The organism is Leptolyngbya sp. Cla-17 (assembly GCF_016807185.1).
Classification (GTDB): Bacteria; Cyanobacteriota; Cyanobacteriia; order Leptolyngbyales; family Leptolyngbyaceae; genus ULC077BIN1.
In genome coordinates this window covers 943,305-960,184 of the sequence record NZ_JAEVYN010000002.1, presented here as the reverse complement: position 1 = coordinate 960,184, position 16,880 = coordinate 943,305, and the positions used below count along the sequence as shown (strand labels likewise).

At 47.9% G+C, this 16,880-nt stretch carries 12 protein-coding genes; 4 read left to right on the top strand and 8 right to left on the bottom strand.

From position 1 onward, the window contains the following. The first annotated feature begins 39 nt into the window (after positions 1-39). Positions 40-522, top strand: a complete 483-nt coding sequence (gene tsaE / locus JOY44_RS15595) for a tRNA (adenosine(37)-N6)-threonylcarbamoyltransferase complex ATPase subunit type 1 TsaE (RefSeq protein ID WP_171574571.1) — start codon at positions 40-42, stop codon at positions 520-522. A gap of 106 nt (positions 523-628) precedes the next feature. Here tsaE and JOY44_RS15590 read toward each other — a convergent pair whose 3' ends face one another. Continuing rightward, positions 629-1,966 (bottom strand): dihydroorotase, encoded by a 1,338-nt coding sequence (locus JOY44_RS15590; RefSeq protein ID WP_171574570.1) that lies wholly within the window; start codon positions 1,964-1,966, stop codon positions 629-631. A 53-nt stretch (positions 1,967-2,019) separates the two neighbouring features. Between JOY44_RS15590 and lepB the strand changes: the two genes are divergently transcribed. After that, on the top strand, positions 2,020-2,622 hold the full coding sequence (lepB, locus tag JOY44_RS15585) for a signal peptidase I (RefSeq protein ID WP_171574569.1): 603 nt from the start codon (positions 2,020-2,022) through the stop codon (positions 2,620-2,622). Here the strand turns inward: lepB and JOY44_RS15580 are convergent. From JOY44_RS15580 to rpsT, 6 genes are all read right to left on the bottom strand, one after another. Continuing rightward, a complete protein-coding gene (locus JOY44_RS15580) occupies positions 2,619-3,032 on the bottom strand; it encodes a (2Fe-2S) ferredoxin domain-containing protein (RefSeq protein WP_171574568.1) in 414 nt (137 codons plus the stop codon). The two genes, lepB and JOY44_RS15580, sit on opposite strands and share 4 nt — an antisense overlap. Before the next feature lie 123 nt (positions 3,033-3,155). Beyond that, positions 3,156-7,202, bottom strand: coding sequence for a DNA-directed RNA polymerase subunit beta' (locus JOY44_RS15575; RefSeq protein WP_197985475.1), 4,047 nt, complete (start codon positions 7,200-7,202; stop codon positions 3,156-3,158). Between the two features lie 64 nt (positions 7,203-7,266). After that, the gene (locus tag JOY44_RS32410) at positions 7,267-9,141 is read right to left on the bottom strand and encodes a DNA-directed RNA polymerase subunit gamma (protein WP_171574567.1); all 1,875 of its coding nucleotides are present in this window, start codon (positions 9,139-9,141) and stop codon (positions 7,267-7,269) included. A gap of 95 nt (positions 9,142-9,236) precedes the next feature. Further along, entirely contained in the window at positions 9,237-12,530 is a 3,294-nt protein-coding gene (gene rpoB, locus JOY44_RS15565; protein ID WP_171574566.1) for a DNA-directed RNA polymerase subunit beta, read from the bottom strand. A gap of 483 nt (positions 12,531-13,013) precedes the next feature. Then, entirely contained in the window at positions 13,014-13,814 is an 801-nt protein-coding gene (locus JOY44_RS15560) for a TatD family hydrolase (protein WP_171574565.1), read from the bottom strand. A 117-nt stretch (positions 13,815-13,931) separates the two neighbouring features. Continuing rightward, a complete protein-coding gene (gene rpsT / locus JOY44_RS15555; RefSeq protein WP_171574564.1) occupies positions 13,932-14,237 on the bottom strand; it encodes a 30S ribosomal protein S20 in 306 nt (101 codons plus the stop codon). A gap of 224 nt (positions 14,238-14,461) precedes the next feature. On the opposite strand from rpsT, the gene hisD reads away from it, so the two are divergent. Then, a complete protein-coding gene (hisD, locus tag JOY44_RS15550) occupies positions 14,462-15,772 on the top strand; it encodes a histidinol dehydrogenase (protein WP_171574563.1) in 1,311 nt (436 codons plus the stop codon). Here the strand turns inward: hisD and JOY44_RS15545 are convergent. Beyond that, positions 15,731-16,126 (bottom strand): hypothetical protein, encoded by a 396-nt coding sequence (locus tag JOY44_RS15545; protein WP_171576028.1) that lies wholly within the window; start codon positions 16,124-16,126, stop codon positions 15,731-15,733. The two genes, hisD and JOY44_RS15545, sit on opposite strands and share 42 nt — an antisense overlap. A 171-nt stretch (positions 16,127-16,297) precedes the next feature. On the opposite strand from JOY44_RS15545, the gene JOY44_RS15540 reads away from it, so the two are divergent. Beyond that, positions 16,298-16,825, top strand: coding sequence for an SH3 domain-containing protein (locus JOY44_RS15540; protein WP_197985470.1), 528 nt, complete (start codon positions 16,298-16,300; stop codon positions 16,823-16,825). Positions 16,826-16,880 lie beyond the last annotated feature (55 nt).

The window sequence follows — 16,880 nt, the reverse complement described above, 5'->3', positions numbered from 1 at the left end:
TCAGGATTCTAATTTGCAATTTTTAATTGGTATATTCCCATGGCTTCCCTGATTGACCCAGTTGACCCAAGTTCGGTTACTTTGAGTAATTTAGACATTCATGCGACTCGTCAGATTGGTAGGCAACTGGGGCAAACTCTGGCAGCAGGAAGTGTGTTGCTATTAGAAGGTGAGTTGGGTAGCGGTAAAACAACCTTGGTTCAAGCCATTGGGGAAGGGCTGAAAATTCTAGAAACAATCGATAGCCCCACGTTTACCCTAATCAATGAGTATATGGGGGGACGATTGCCGCTTTATCACATGGATTTATACCGATTGCAGTCGGATGGTGTCGCCCAGCTTTACCCTGATATGTATTGGGAGGGGCTGGAAGTAGAACCCGGTATTGTAGCGATCGAATGGGCAGAGCGCCTTCCCTATAGACCTGCTAAGTATTTGCTGATTCGATTGTGTGGCGATGACAATCAACGCCAAATTAGCCTAATGCCTGTGGGAAATTTTAAGCTGCCCATGATCGAGTGACAGTGCTGAAGTACGAGGTTTAGAGTGCGGAGTACGAAGTGCGAGGTACGAATTCATTTAACTCCGAACAATTCCGAACTCCAAACCCTGAACCCTGAACCCTGTTTTAACTAAACCGCAATGCTTGACCGCGCATAGATGTATTCAACTTGCCGTGATCAAATACAATTCGCCCACCCACAATCGTCGTCACAGCCCAACCCGTCAGGTTCCACCCTTCAAAGGAACTCCAGCCGCACTTGGTTAGCTGATCTTCCCGTCGCACAGGGCGATAGGTGTTCAAATCCACCAGCACTAAATCGGCATCATAGCCGATTGCAATCAGTCCCTTGTTGGGAATGCGGTATGCCTTTGCTACCGCAGTAGACATCCAGTTTGCCACTTGTGCCACGGTGCAGCGTCCCTGCATTGCCTGGGTCAGCAATAATGCTAAAGATGTTTCCACTCCAGGCATTCCAGAGGGCGAATCGGGATAGGGTTTAGCTTTTTCTTCGAGGGTATGGGGCGCGTGGTCAGTGGCGATAAAGTCAATCACCCCATCTAACAGAGCTTGCCAGAGAATTTGATTGTCGTGGGGCGATCGCAGGGGAGGATTCATTTGTGCCCGTGTGCCAATCGTTTCATAGGCGCTGGTGTTGAGCAACAAATGCTGGGGTGTCACTTCGGCAGTCACCCAGGCAGGCTTTTCTTGCCGCAATAGTTCAGCTTCTTCCGCCGTAGACAGATGCAAAATATGTAAGCGTCGCTGATATTTTTTGGAAAGCTTAAGCGCGAGTTGAGTGGCTTCTAAGGCTGCCTGATTATCCTGAATTTGAGAGTGAATCGCCGGATCGGTGATTCCAGCAAACTGCTGACGGCGATCACGGATTCGCGCTTGATTTTCTGCATGGACCGCAATCAAGCGATCGCCCTTAGAAAAGATTTGATCTAGCAGTGCTTCCTCATCTACTAACAAAGCCCCATGCATAGATCCCATAAAAATTTTAATGCCACAGGCAGGGGTTGCCTCTAGCAAATCAGGCAACATTTCTGCTGTTGCACCAATGAAGAAGCCATAATTCACTAAACATTTTTCTGCCGCGCGGTTTAGCTTGTCATCCAGCGCGGCTTGAGTAGTCGTTAGTGGGCGGGTATTTGGCATCTCTAAAAATGATGTCACGCCTCCTCTAGCACAGGCACAACTCGCGGTAAATAAATCTTCCTTATATTCCAATCCTGGTTCACGAAAGTGCACCTGTGGATCAATCACTCCCGGCAACAAAGTTAGTCCGGTTGCGTCTACTTCCTTAACAGTATGATCAGATGCACTAAAGTCAGTGGCGCTAAGTTCAGCGGCGATCGCCTGGATTATGCCATTCTGAATGTAGACATCTCCCAGCACCAAGCTGCCATCCGGCTGAAGAATAGAGGCATTGTGGATCAGTAAAGGTAAATCTGATGACATGATCTAAGCCGATTTAGAATAGTATTGAACTCTGCGTAACCCTTATCTCTGCGATGACCCAAGTGAACAGTAAAGATTCCAGTGAAAACAATAATAATCCCCAACCGCCCAAGGAGATTATTTGGGTCGAAATTCTTAAGACCTTGGGACTTAGCGCTATTCTGGCATTTGGCATCCGCACGTTTGTAGCTGAAGCTCGATACATTCCTTCTAAGTCGATGGTGCCAACGCTTCAGGTAGACGATCGCTTAATTGTAGATAAGGTTAGCTACCATTTTAAACAACCTCAGCGGGGAGACATTGTAGTATTCATGCCGCCCGATGAAGCCTCTGTTGTCTGTACGGGACCGCGACCTCAGCGTTCTAAAGATGCTTACATTAAGCGTGTGATCGGTTTACCTGGAGAAAAGATAGAAGTGAAGCAGGGGCTAGTTTTTATTAATGACAGTCCCATTAAAGAAACCTATCTTGATGGCGTTCCAGAATATCAATATGGTCCGAGAGTGGTGCCTCCAAACTCGTATTTGGTTTTAGGTGACAACCGTAATAATAGCTGCGACAGCCATTACTGGGGTTTTGTACCTCAGGAGAATATTATTGGTCGCGCGATCGTACGATTTTGGCCAGTGAACCGTATCGGCGAAATTACTCCTTAATCAAGACTTTCATTCGTCAGCGGATGAACCAAAAATGCATACTCTTGAACGATTTGATTGCCAATCAAGTGCTCTTGAATAATCCGCTCAAGCACAGACGGCGTGGCACTGTGATACCAAACTCCATCGGGGTATACGACTAAAATAGGTCCCTGCATACATACTCGTAGGCAATTGGCTTTGGTACGAAATATGCAGCTCGAACGAGCATCTGTTGACTGATCGAGTGTGAGTTCCTTCAGCCGATTTTTCAAATAGTCCCATGCTTCCAAACTGAGATCTTTGGAGCAACATTTTGGTTTCGTTTGGTCAGCACAAATGAATATATGCCGTTGAATGTGATTCAGGCTTAAGGCTTGAATACAGGTTGCAAAAGTATCGGAAAGAGGCAGCTCATTTAGCGCGGTCATAAATCCTCAAGATTTTACGACTGATTTGAAACTAAAAAAGTCATCTGCTGGGTTAATCCATCAGCAGATGACCTGAGTTCAAAATAACGTTGAGAAAAGTAGATGATTTTGAAACCGCGAAGATTAATCTTCTAGATCATCTTCAAAGTCATCATCGGTCTCTTCATCGTCATCAGTCTCTTCAGCAGCAAGTTTGCTGCTAACAGTACTACCACCAATGAATTCATCATCACCGTCATCCAATATTGGTGAGACATAATCAGGTTTGATGTCGCTGATGCCAAACTCTTGCCCACCGAAGAGTGTCCGATCCTCAATATCTAGACCATAAGTGCGAGCTGTGCGATCGTCGAGAACGACATCCTTTAGATCGGCATCATCATCAAACATAGCGATGCCATCGTAGGACAAGTCCGGATCTATACTCCCGACTTCCTCGTAAGCATTAAAGCCAGTTCCGGCAGGAATCAATCGTCCAATGATGACGTTCTCTTTCAAGCCACGCAGCCAGTCAGACTTACCCTCGATCGCAGCTTCCGTCAGGACCCGTGTAGTTTCTTGGAAACTAGCAGCTGAGATGAAGCTATCGGTGTTAAGCGATGCTTTCGTGATTCCCAACAACACGGGAGTATATTCCGCAGGGGCACCACCCGTAATCGACATAGCTTCATTTACCTGTTCTACTTGGTAAAGCTCCACCAATTCACCCGGCAGCATGGTGGTGTCTCCACCGTCATCTACCCGTGCCTTAGAGGTCATCTGACGAACCACCACTTCGATGTGTTTGTCTGAAATATCAACGCCTTGAGATTGATACACGGACTGAACTTCACTCACTAGGAAGGTCTGTACTTCCCGTAAACTACGGAGCGCCGAGTCGTGAACTCCCATCGTTTCACGACTTGCCCGGTACATCACCTCCAACAGCTCATGCGGGTTAGAAGGACCATCGGTTAACCGCTCGCCCGCGGTCACGTGTTGCCCATCGGAAACAATTACGTTTTGTCCAGGGCTAATGGGATACTCACGCAGATTGCCGTCCGATTCAACAACTTTGACTTCAGTTGTTTCATTGTCTTCATAAACCACCTGAGCTGCACCATCTCGTTCAGCCAAAACACAGGCTTCTCTAGGCTTACGCGCTTCTAGAAGTTCCTCAATTCTAGGTAGACCTTGAATGATGTCTCCGGTTTTAGAGCGCTCAAATACCAGAAGCACGAGATGGTCGCCCCGCTGCACCAAATCACCATGATCGATGTGCAACACGGCTCCAGGTGACACCCGATAAGGACGTGCTAAACGCATCGTAATCTGAGATTCACTCACGTGAACCACTAGACCAGATTCCTCTAGGAGAAGATTGGGAGCGACTTTGGTTCCGGCAACTACAAGATCGCCAGCTTTGACCGTAGGCTGCCCTTTTGTATCGAGCGTGATCAAGTCGGCATCTCGGACGACCAAAATTCGACGAATGGCCTCTGCACCCTCACGGATTCCACGTACCTCTCCAGTTTCCTTACACAGAATCTCGGTACGAGCAACCACTGCCCCTGGCTCAATTTGATCTCCATCTTTAACCAATACCCGCGTTTGAGTACTGCCTTGAGTCGGGTCAGCCGAAATATCGCGCCGAATTACTAAGGATTCCAAAATGACAAGTTGCAAACGCAATAAGTCTGGATCGGTTTCATCGGGAAGCAATTCTATATCTGCTGCAAGTTGGGGAGCGTCTTGATCAATTTCTAGTACCAGTTGAATTTTGAGCAGTTCTAATCCTTCTACAGATTTGACCCGCTCTCCATCCTTATAAGGCATCCGTTGAACGGCTCGCAAGCGAATAGAACGCCCCGAATCATCGTTAGAAGATTCTTGACTTGGAACAGAAGGTTCGTCTGGAACTGTGAATTCCATGATGGGACGTACCAGCATGGCTGGACCTTCAGGAGTTTCCACGTACTCAACATATTTGATTTCGTTGAGGGTTAACCCTGGCATTATTTCCTGACCAGGATTTGCTAGAACAGCTTCACGGGTAATGATGTCGTCAGGGTTATCGACCATATGTAAGTCACCCGGTTTGACAACAATTTCCCGCAAAATGTCGTTCTTTTGGGTCACTTCAATCACGCCGTTGCTTTGACAGAAGATGTCTTTAACCACTTCTGTGCCCGCTTCTACATACTGCCCATCTTCTACCATCAACAAGGAAATATCTTTGTTGACTTCGTGGGCTTCTTCAGGAATCCAAATCAGGGTACCGCCCTTCACAACTTCGTAGCCTTGTTTAGCTTTACCGCGTTTGCCAACTTCTACGCCAGAATATTTGATGATGCCACCTGTTTGGGTGCGGTAGCGATCGTCGATCAATTCGGCAACCACTTGACCGTTTGTTACTTTGGTTCCGGGGGTAGCTTTGAGGGAAAAGGTTTGATTATGGTTGGTTTCAATCAGGTAATGATCGCGACCTTGAAAACTTTCCGCCCGAATTTGAGCTTGGTCAAGCAAAACAGAAGCAGTAATAATTTCAACTTCTCGTCCCCCTTTGTTGCCTTCTGGTTCTTGAGGGAGTCGAACAATCCCACCATGTTCTGTAACCAGCTTTGTTTCAGCAATCACTCCGTTGGCTTCGATCGAATCACCGTTTTTGACAACGGGTTCAGCACCAGGTGGCAAGTTGTAGACTTCGCCTGACAAAATCCACAGCAAACCACCCCGTTGAGCAATCCGGGTTGTATTGCCTTGGCGATCTTTTTTCTCCTCTGGAACCAAATCTGCAAATTGAACCTCTCCAGCCATATCAGATGCTACGTCTTTTGCGGCTTTCTCGGTCGTTTTGCGCGATCGCCCAGTGAGGGGAACTTCAGCTAGGATATGTCCAGCTTTTACTTTTTGACCATCTTTTACGAGTAGGGTTGCGCCCTGCAAGATGGAGAAGGCTTGCTGTCCGGCAGGTCCTTCCAAGACTACTTTTGTGTTTGAATCGACTGATTCTACGACGAGAGCATCTTCCCCGTGGCGAGTTCGGAAGGCGCGAGTCCGAAAACGTTTAGGAAACTTGATCGTGCCGTCAAAGTTGGCTCGTTCTTGGCGGGCCATTTCACCGGTAAACACACCACCCGTGTGGAAAGTTCTCATGGTAAGTTGAGTGCCCGGTTCTCCAATCGATTGAGCAGCGATAATGCCGACAGCCTCACCGATGTCTACCATGTGAGCATGGGCAAGACTCCAGCCGTAGCAGTTTTGGCAAACAGAACGGGTGGCATCACAAGTCAGCGGCGATCGCAGCATGACCTCTTCAACGCCAGCATCGGCAATTTGCTCTGCCAGTTCATCTGAAATGGCTTGGTTCCGAGCAATAATGACTTCGCCTGTTTCTGGATGAACAATGTCTCGAGCCGCAACGCGACCCAAAAGACGATTTTTGAGGGGAATGAGGACGCGATCGCCATCAGTCATGCTAGTGAGCGGTATTCCGCGCTGAGTTCCACAGTCGAGTTCTCGAATAATCACATCCTGGGAAACATCGACTAAACGACGAGTCAGATAGCCGGAGTCTGCTGTGCGCAAAGCGGTATCTACTAGCCCTTTGCGGGCACCATAGGATGAAATAATATACTCTGTTACAGTCAGCCCTTCCCGGAAGTTGGTTTTAATCGGCAAGTCAATGATTTCACCTTGCGGATTTGACATAAGACCCCGCATTCCCACCAATTGACGAACTTGGGAAATATTGCCCCGTGCCCCTGAAAACGCCATCATGTAGACGGAGTTAAGCGGGTTATTGGATTTAAAGTTTTTGACAACTTCATCTTTCAATTCTTCATTGGTACCGTTCCACGTATCAATCACCTTTTGGAAACGTTCCACTTCTGTGATTTCGCCGCGAGTATATTTCTCTTCCGTTTCTCGGATGGTTTCTTGAGCCGCATCTAGCAATTTGCGTTTAGTGGGGGGCACCTGCAAATCATCCACACTGATTGATACCCCTGCACGGGTAGCAAACTTAAAGCCCATATCCTTTACCATGTCTGCCATCTGAGCGGTGCGTGCAGTACCGTAGTTCGTGAATGCCCAAGAGATAAGCTTCGTCAGCTCTTTCTTGTTAATAACTTGATTCCGAAAGAGGGGTTGTTCTTTGCGCTCTGCCATGTTTAAGTCCGCCTGTGCCATGAACAAAAGATGATTTGAAAGTTACGGGTAGGGGGTGGCGCGAGCGCCACCCCCTAAAGTCTGTTTAGACTGCTAAGGCATCATGAATAGTCTTGTTGAAGATAATGCGCCCCGGAGTGGTGCGAACATATTGGGAAAGTAAGTTACCTTCTGCATCAATTCGCATACGGCGGTGTTTGTAGAGCTTAGTTACAACACCATCGGGAGACGTGGTTTCTTCCAAAACCTCGTTGTCAGGTTCGCCACTGTCAACTTCTCCATCAAAGCGAACCCAAACATAGGCATGAATCGCCACTTGTTTTTGGTCATAGGCAATGATGGCCTCTTCCATGTTGTAGAAGTAGCGATCGTCCCCACCTTGAGCCGCAGGATTTTCGGCAGTCAGGTAATAGCAACCCAACACCATATCTTGGCTGGGGGTGATAATTGGACGACCTGTTGCAGGCGACAAAATATTGTTAGATGCCAACATCAATAATCGCGCTTCGGCTTGAGCCTCAATCGATAGAGGCACGTGGACGGCCATTTGGTCACCATCAAAATCCGCGTTGAATGCTGGACATACCAATGGATGCAGTTGGATTGCCCGACCCTCTACCAAAACGGGTTCAAAAGCTTGAATCCCCAAGCGGTGAAGCGTGGGTGCCCGATTCAACATTACCGGGTGCCCTTCGATCACATCTTCCAAAACATCCCACACGGTTGGATCGTTGCGCTGGATTAGTTTTTTGGCAGCTTTGATGTTATTGACTAACCCTTGTCTAATCAACCGATGAATGACGAATGGCTGAAACAATTCGATCGCCATCTCTCTAGGCAATCCGCACTGATGAATCTTTAACTTCGGACCCACCACAATGACGGAACGACCAGAATAGTCCACCCGCTTACCCAGCAAATTCTGCCGGAAACGACCCTGCTTCCCTTCAATAATGTCTGAAAGGGATTTGAGGGGACGATTATTAGCCCCAACGACTGTGCGACCGCGCCGCCCATTATCAATGAGCGCATCGACTGCCTCTTGCAACATCCGCTTTTCATTACGGACAATGATTTCAGGTGCCAGGATTTCTTGCAAACGCGCCAGTCGGTTGTTGCGGTTAATCACCCGTCGATACAGGTCATTTAAGTCCGACGTGGCAAATCGCCCGCCATCCAACTGCACCATCGGACGCAAATCAGGCGGAATGACGGGAATCACCGTCAACACCATCCAATCTGTTTGGGAGCCAGTAGCAATAAAGTTATCAATCACCCGGAGGCGCTTGATTAGCTTCGCCCGTTTTTGCCCTTTAGAATTGGAGATTTCCTCTCGAAGTTTTTCAGCTTCTTCTTCTAAATTGATGTCTTGTAACAATCGTTGGAGAGCTTCCGCACCAATGCCAACTTCAACACCCGTCAACTGCGAATCTTCGCTATATAGCTGATCCTCAATTTCGATCCATTGATCTTCAGTCAAGAGTTGCTTATAGGACAGATTTTCGGCATTGCCGGGATTCAGCACCACATAGGCATTAAAGTAAACAATTTGCTCCACATCTCGCAGCGGCATATCGAGCAGAATTGCCATGTAGCTAGGAATACCCTTCAAGTACCAAACGTGTGCGACAGGAGCCGCTAGCTTGATGTAGCCCATGCGATGACGACGAACGCGCGATTCGGTGACTTCTACGCCACAACGTTCACACACAATGCCGCGATGGCGCACTCGTTTGTATTTGCCACAGTGACATTCCCAGTCTTTTGCCGGACCAAAAATCCGCTCACAAAACAACCCATCCATTTCTGGCTTGAGCGTCCGATAGTTAATCGTTTCTGGCTTCGTTACTTCACCGACGGCTTGACCATTGGGTAGAGTACGTTCTCCCCATTGTCGAATCCGTTCTGGAGATGCCAGACCAATTTTTACGTAGTCAAACCGCTGCTCTAGCTTCGGCATCGTGCGTTATTCCTCATCAAGATCAGGTTATGGCAAAAAATGTCAGGAGTGGAGATGAGGTAGAGACGCGATCGCGTCTCTACCTCGTTCCGCAATTACTGGTCGCTATCGTCCATTTCATCCCTAGAAATGGATTCGTAAGTAGGTCGAGAAGGCGCTCGTCGGGTGCTTACATCTGCCATCAAATCCACCTCTGAGTCACGGCTGGTGCCATCTTCGCGAGTATCTAACTTATGCACTGCCACATCTAAACAGAGAGATTGAAGCTCACGCATCAACACCTTGAAAGACTCTGGAGTACCCGGTCGCGGGATAGCTTTTCCTTTGACAATCGCATTGAGCGCTTCGTTTCGTCCCTGCATATCATCTGACTTCACAGTCAGCAGTTCTTGCAGGATATAAGCTGCTCCAAACGCTTCCAACGCCCACACCTCCATCTCTCCAAACCGCTGACCGCCTTGTTGCGCCTTACCACCCAAGGGTTGCTGCGTTACCAAAGAGTATGGTCCAGTAGAACGAGCGTGAATCTTGTCATCCACCAGGTGAACGAGCTTCAGCATATAGGCAACGCCAATCGTGACCGCCCGATCAAAGGGTTCTCCGGTACGACCATCATAAGTTTGGATTTTGCCAGGATCTTGAGGATTGAATACCCAGTCTTTCTCCTGATGCTCTGCTCCTTCCTGTAGCTTGGAATGAACCGTCTCACGAGACTTTTCTTCCCCATGCATTTCATCAAAGGGGATTACTTTAAAGCGCACACCCAAGTTCTCTGCCGCCCAACCGAGCAAACATTCGTAAACTTGACCCACATTCATCCGGGAGGGCACACCAAGAGGATTGAGCACGATGTCTAGCGGAGTGCCATCAGGTAGATAGGGCATATCTTCGATTGGCAAAATGCGAGAGATAATGCCTTTGTTGCCATGACGACCCGCCATCTTGTCGCCTACCTGAATCTTGCGTTTTTGAGCAACATAGACGCGAACCACCATGTTGGCACCCGGAGGCAGTTCATCTCCCTGCTCACGAGTGAATACTCGCACATCTACAACGCGACCTTTTTCACCGTTAGGAACCCTCAGGGAGTTATCACGCACATCTCTGGCTTTCTCACCAAAAATTGCCCGTAGCAGTTTTTCTTCGGGAGGCTGGTCAGATTCACCCTTGGGGGTCACTTTGCCCACTAGAATGTCGCTTTGCTGCACCCAAGCGCCAATACGAATGATTCCGGTTTCGTCTAACTGACGCAGAGCATCTTCACCCACGTTGGGAATTTCACGAGTGATCTCTTCAGGACCTAGCTTCGTTTGACGGGCTTCGATTTCATATTTCTCAATATGAATCGAGGTGTAGACATCATTGAAGACTAAGCGTTCGCTGATAAGAATTGCGTCTTCATAGTTGTAACCTTCCCATGGCATGTAAGCCACGAGGATATTCTGCCCTAACGCCAGTTCTCCTGATTCAGTGGCGGAACCGTCTGCCAAAATCTGTCCAGCAACAACGCGATCGCCGAGAAAAACAATGGGTCGCTGGTTAAGGCAAGTGTCCTGGTTAGACCGCTGATATTTTTGAACCTGGTAATCAATTTCCCGGCCTTGGGGATCGCGAACCCGAATGCGATCGGCTGAGACAAAAATAACCTCCCCATCAGTTCGGCTAACAATGACCATGCCAGAGTCTCTGGCTGCTTGAGCCTCTAAGCCTGTTCCCACTAATGGACGCTCAGGACGCAGCAAAGGTACTGCTTGCCGTTGCATGTTTGATCCCATCAGCGCTCGGTTCGCATCATCATGCTCCAAAAACGGAATCAGTGAAGTTGCGACCGAAATAATTTGCACTGGAGAAACAGCCACATAATCAATTTCGTCAGGAGTTGCTGTCGTAAATTCTTGGCGGTAACGAATCGGAACTTCGTCGCCCAAAATCAACCCAGTTTCATCCATCGGCACATCACCCGCCGCAACACGCAGGTCGTCTTCCTCGTCCGCTGTCATGTACGCCGCTGCTATATCTTGACAAACGCGTCCGTTCTCAACCTTACGGAAGGGTGTTTCGATAAACCCATAGGCATTAACTCGCGCATGGGTTGCCAAGGAGCCAATCAAGCCAGCATTGGGACCTTCAGGTGTCTCAATCGGACAAATGCGCCCATAGTGAGATGGGTGAATATCTCGAACCGCAAAACCGGCACGTTCACGGGTCAAACCACCAGGACCAAGAGCACTCAAACGACGTTTATGAGTTAACTCTGCAAGAGGGTTCGTTTGATCCATAAACTGCGAAAGTTGAGAGGATCCAAAAAACTCTTTAATTGCTGCCACTAATGGCTTTGGATTGACTAGAGATGCCGGAGTGAGTGAATCGGCATCGGAGACAGTCATGCGCTCACGAATGATCCGCTCTAAGCGGTTCAATCCAACACGCACCTGATTTTGTAGAAGTTCGCCAACGGATCGAACTCGTCGGTTGCCAAGGTGATCGATATCGTCGATAGTTCCGATATCAAATTCGAGGTTAATTAAATAGTCGATCGCCGAAAGAATATCCTGCGGTGTTAAGACTCGCATCACCTCAGGCACGTTCAAACGCAGCTTGCGATTCAGTTTGTAGCGTCCAACCTTGCCCAAGTCGTAGCGCTTGGGATCGAAAAAGCGAGAATCGAGCAATTGCTGACCACCTGAAACCGTCGGAGGCTCACCGGGGCGCAGCTTCCGATACAATTCCATCAAGGCTTCTTCTTCGCCGTACTGACCTTCCTTGTCGATCGTTTTTTGAAAGTACTCAGGATGGCGTAACGCATCAAAGATTTCGCCATCGCTAAGACCTAGAGCTTTCAGAAGTACCTGAGCAGAAAGTTTGCGGGTTTTATCAATACGAACCCACACTAGATCGTTTTTATCGGTTTCAAACTTTAGCCAAGCGCCTCGATTAGGAATTAGGCTAGCGTTATAGGTGCGTCGTCCGTTTTTGTCTGTTTCGGATTTGTAGTAGACCCCAGGACTACGCACAATTTGATTGACGATGACTCGTTCTGCACCATTGATAATGAAGGTGCCGCGATCCGTCATCAATGGCAAATCACCAATGAATACCTCTTGCTCTTTGATCTCTCCAGTTTCTTTGTTAATTAACCGGGTAGGAACATACATCTGGACGGCATAGGTGCTGTCCCGGCGCTTAGCTTCATCAACGTCGTACTTGGGTCGCTTTAGCTTATAGTCCTTGCCAACAAAGTGCAGCTCTAACTTACCGGTGTAGTCTGTAATTGGGGAAAAACTGTCTAACTCTTCAATCAAACCTTCTTCAAGAAACCAGCGGAAGCTCTCCCGCTGAATTTCAACCAAGTCCGGCAGGGTGAAAGCGGGTGTGTTGTATTCTGTCATGCGTTGTCTTTAGAAGGGGTGTGCCCAGCGCGAGTGATGGATTATAGATGATCGTTCATCAAAAAGTCAATAGCCAAACTAATGTTGACTACCTGTTTATAGATGGCTTTTTAGAGACGAAAAACTATGAAATAAAAAATACAAAAGTTGTGCAAATGTCTGAAGTACTCTGAAGATCTACAAAATTCATGTGATTGAACCGCTGACTTATAGAAACCAGCTGTTCAGTTGAATAGTTCTCTATCATCGAATGCACCTACAAATTAAATACAAATGCAAGAAAGTTAAGAGACTATGGAAGAATAACGGAGCATGACCGCCGAATGTAGAGACTGCTGCAAGATTTTCCCACTGTTTCTATATTAATATTTCTCTTCATTATGCCTCGATTTTGCAAAGAATGGGAATCACTTAGCAAAAATACGTGATGTCGTCAACCAAATAAAAAGAAAATTGGTTGAATTTCTAGTAAAGATCTTAAATTCAGTTTGTTAAAGCTGCTAGGGGTGGTAGACGGAACAGTTGGCGGGCATTGTTTGTTGTTTGGGTTGCAAGCTCATCAGTTGAAAGATTTCGCAAGATGGCAACTTGCTCGGCGACATGGCGAACATTAGCTGGCTCATTGCGTTTGCCCCGGTGAGGAATGGGCGCTAGAAAAGGACAGTCCGTTTCGACCAGCAAGCGATCGCTGGGCACCATCTGAGCAGACTCATGAATCTGAGTTGCTTTTTTGAACGTAACTGTACCGCTAAAGCTGATAAAGAATCCTAAGTCTAAAAACCATTGAGTTTCTTCTGGCGTTCCTCCCCAGCAATGCATCACACCCCGCACCGAACCGTGCCGTTCCCAAAAACTGCGAAAATAGCTAGCCATAGTTTCCGCCGCATCTCGACAGTGAATGATGACTGGCAAATCTAGTCGTTGAGCGATCGCCAACTGTTGGTCTAGCGCTTGTAGCTGCTGCTCCGAATTCTGCGCCTTGAAAAAATCTAAGCCCGTTTCACCAATTGCTACCACTCTGGGATCAGAGCTTGCTAACTGAAAAATCTCATCAGCAATTTGGTCAGTCCACTTGACTTCCACATCTAGCGGATGCAAACCAACCGCAAAAAAAACTTCAGGAAAGCGGTTCGCAATTGCCTGAATGCTCTTAAATTCTGACGGTTCTACACAAGAATGAACGAGATAAGCAACATTGGCTTCGCGCCAACGCTGGGCTACCTCGTCTAAATCTTGCTGAAATGTCTCGAAATTAATGTGAACATGAGTATCAACAAGTTGCATTTAGAGCACAGCTCAACGTGTCAAGACTAATTTCCATTTAAGTTAAGCTTAGAAAATCAACAAAATAACTCAAGCAGCTTTAACTGATGAGTTCGCTTTTGCTAAAGAAACTAGGCTTCAAGAAACCTCAGGTTGGGCTGCTTCTAAACTTTTGACTGCTCGCATCAAACGAGATTTTTTACGTGCTGCCGTGTTAGCGTGCAACGCACCTCTTTTCACTGCCTTGTCGATCTGACTGTAAGCAGAAGCTAAACTCGACTGAACTGTTTGCTCAGATTCGGGCGTTGGGCTGGCGGCATGACTGCTAACAGCAGTGAAGCATTTTTTCACAAACGTCTTTACAGCAGTCTTATAGCTTTTATTCCGAAGCCGATTGCGCTCAGTAATTCCTACGCGCTTGATGGCAGACTTGATGTTAGCCACAGTAAATCCTAAAAACTCTACTACCTATCGAAGCATTAGCGAAAAAATACGATAAATGCTTGAAAAATAACTATAACATCTCTAGTGTTCAACAGCCCAATCTCCTAAAAATCCAGGTTAAGCTAGAGTAACGAGGATGGGCGCATCTGCTTTCTGACCGAATGATGGAACTCTCAGAAATCTGTTCTCGTCAGGCAACTTTTTAAGATGGCATTCCGACATCCATGCTGCGAATTATCACTCAGCGATCCGAGGCACGATCTGAACTACGGCGTATCTGTGACCGCACTCACGACGACCAGGTAACTCACAAAGAGTCAACGGTGCGGGAAGTGCTTCAAGCAGTGAAACGCCAAGGCGATCGCGCGTTGTTGCATTACACCTTAGAATTTGATCGCCAGGATTTGAAACCTGATGATTTGAGGGTCAGCGGCTCAGAGCTAGATGCAGCTTACCAGCAAGTCTCTAAAGAATTGTTAGATGCTATTCAGCTAGCCTGTCGGCAGGTCGAAGCATTTCATCGCCAGCGGGTGCCAAAAAGCTGGGTGCATTTTGGCGAGAATGAAGTTGTGTTGGGTAAACGGTATACCCCTGTGGATCGGGCGGGTATCTATGTGCCGGGTGGACAGGCATCTTATCCCAGCACAGTGATTATGAATGCGATTCCGGCAAAGGTGGCAAAGGTGCCTCGGATTGTTATGGTCACTCCTCCAGGTACGGAGAATGGGATCAGCCCAGCCGTATTAGTGGCGGCCCAAGAAGCAGGAGTTGAAGAAATTTATCGTGTAGGTGGGGCGCAGGCGATCGCGGCACTTGCCTACGGTACTGAAACCATTCCCAAAGTCGATATCATTACTGGACCCGGCAACATTTACGTTACCTTGGCGAAAAAGCTGGTTTACGGCACTGTAGGGATCGACTCTCTTGCGGGTCCATCAGAAGTATTGATCATCGCCGATAAGAGCGCCAATCCAGTTTATGTGGCAGCGGATATGCTGGCGCAAGCAGAACACGACCAAATGGCTGCCTCTATTTTATTGACCGATGACTCAGTGCTGGCGCGAAAAGTGGTGGATGAAGTGGAACGGCAGTTGGTTGATCATCCTCGTCGCTTATTGACTGAAAAGGCGATCGCCCATTACGGCTTAGTTGTAGTGGTGGAATCATTGGATGTGGCGGCAGAACTGTCAAACGAGTTTGCCCCAGAACATTTAGAACTAGAAGTCGTTGATCCGTGGGGCTTGCTCGATAAAATTCGTCACGCTGGTGCGATTTTCTTAGGTTCTTCTACCCCAGAAGCGGTGGGAGACTATTTGGCTGGTCCCAATCACACCCTGCCGACTTCGGGTGCAGCGCGGTATGCTTCTGCTTTAACTGTGGAAACCTTCCTGAAACATTCCAGTCTGGTGCAGTATTCGCAAACCGCGCTAGAAAAAGTTGCCGGAGCGATCGATGCACTGGCAACAGCAGAAGGATTACATTCTCACGCTGAATCAGTGCGCTTGCGGATGCGTAACAACCAGGAATTGCCTTAAACGTAGCAGGCTAAGGGTTTGTCCCAAATTGAGCGGCAGCAGTGAAATTCCCTCAATCCGAGACTGTACCCAGCCTTCACCCCAATGCCACTCATGAAAGCCATCAATTCCCTGGCTCAACAGCATGCGTAGACTGTTGGATTCCACCTGTGTAACTTTGTGCTGGATAGCAACGGGACCAAGCCAGCTTGTGAAGGTTAATCCTTCAACCAACTCTTCGGGCAATCCTGTAGAAAGCCGCTGAGGAAAGAGCCATTTTTGCAAACTTGCCGTGTGGAGTAAGCCTTGCTGTAACGCTTGTTCAGTGGCGGGAACTTCGATGCGGAGGCTGCTGTGTTGAAAAGTGCCAAACATGATGAGTTTTAACGGAGGATACGTACCTTTAGTATGCCGGATACCTTTATATCTGGGGGTTGCATCTTGGCTCATTCGGTATGAAAAAGCCTGGGTTGACTTTTTGGAAAAACCTCAGAACGACCTGTAGTAAAGGATAGTCCTCTTTACTGATTTCAAAAGGTCGTCACTATGAAACCCCTTTCCGTTTTGATCGCTGCTGTTGCTGCTAGCTTCACAACCCTCGCTGTTGCTCTACCTTCGTTTGCCCGCCCCGCTACGCTAGTGGCTCAAGATGCTGGTAGCCGCATCAATGTTCGCTCTGCGCCAACGATCGCGTCTTCTCGTGCCCATTATGGGGTAGCCGGTGATCGCGTGGAAGTGGTGCGCTCAATGCGGGGAAGCGATCGCTCGATGTGGAACTATGTGCAATTTTCTTCGGGTGCCAAAGGCTGGGTGCGCGGCGATTTTGTTAGATATACAGAAGGGATGGCGGAGTATGGTGTGTTGGCAGGCAAGACAGGCGATCGCATCAACGTTCGGGCAAATCCATCGACTTCAGCCACCTCTCCTCATTACGGATTGCAAGGCGATGTGGTGCAACTGTTGGAAAACAAAAACACAAAAGACGGCTATGTTTGGCACTTTGTCCAGTTTCCCTCTGGCGCTCAAGGTTGGGTACGCAGCGACCTGATTAGCCGTATGGATGTTGGTTGTTAATTTGGCTTAGCTTTGTTTCGCAAAAAATATACTTTGAATTGTAAGGATGCAATCA

Excerpts from the sequence above, each read along its gene's own strand:
- rpoB (WP_171574566.1), bottom strand. The coding sequence starts at position 12,530 with ATGACAGAATACAACACACCCGCTTTCACCCTGCCGGACTTGGTTGAA.
- JOY44_RS15540 (WP_197985470.1), top strand. The coding sequence starts at position 16,298 with ATGAAACCCCTTTCCGTTTTGATCGCTGCTGTTGCTGCTAGCTTCACA.
- JOY44_RS15575 (WP_197985475.1), bottom strand. The coding sequence starts at position 7,202 with ATGGCACAGGCGGACTTAAACATGGCAGAGCGCAAAGAACAACCCCTC.
- JOY44_RS15560 (WP_171574565.1), bottom strand. The coding sequence starts at position 13,814 with ATGCAACTTGTTGATACTCATGTTCACATTAATTTCGAGACATTTCAG.
- lepB (WP_171574569.1), top strand. The coding sequence starts at position 2,020 with ATGACCCAAGTGAACAGTAAAGATTCCAGTGAAAACAATAATAATCCC.
- hisD (WP_171574563.1), top strand. The coding sequence starts at position 14,462 with ATGCTGCGAATTATCACTCAGCGATCCGAGGCACGATCTGAACTACGG.
- tsaE (WP_171574571.1), top strand. The coding sequence starts at position 40 with ATGGCTTCCCTGATTGACCCAGTTGACCCAAGTTCGGTTACTTTGAGT.
- JOY44_RS32410 (WP_171574567.1), bottom strand. The coding sequence starts at position 9,141 with ATGCCGAAGCTAGAGCAGCGGTTTGACTACGTAAAAATTGGTCTGGCA.
- JOY44_RS15545 (WP_171576028.1), bottom strand. The coding sequence starts at position 16,126 with ATGTTTGGCACTTTTCAACACAGCAGCCTCCGCATCGAAGTTCCCGCC.
- JOY44_RS15580 (WP_171574568.1), bottom strand. The coding sequence starts at position 3,032 with ATGACCGCGCTAAATGAGCTGCCTCTTTCCGATACTTTTGCAACCTGT.
- JOY44_RS15590 (WP_171574570.1), bottom strand. The coding sequence starts at position 1,966 with ATGTCATCAGATTTACCTTTACTGATCCACAATGCCTCTATTCTTCAG.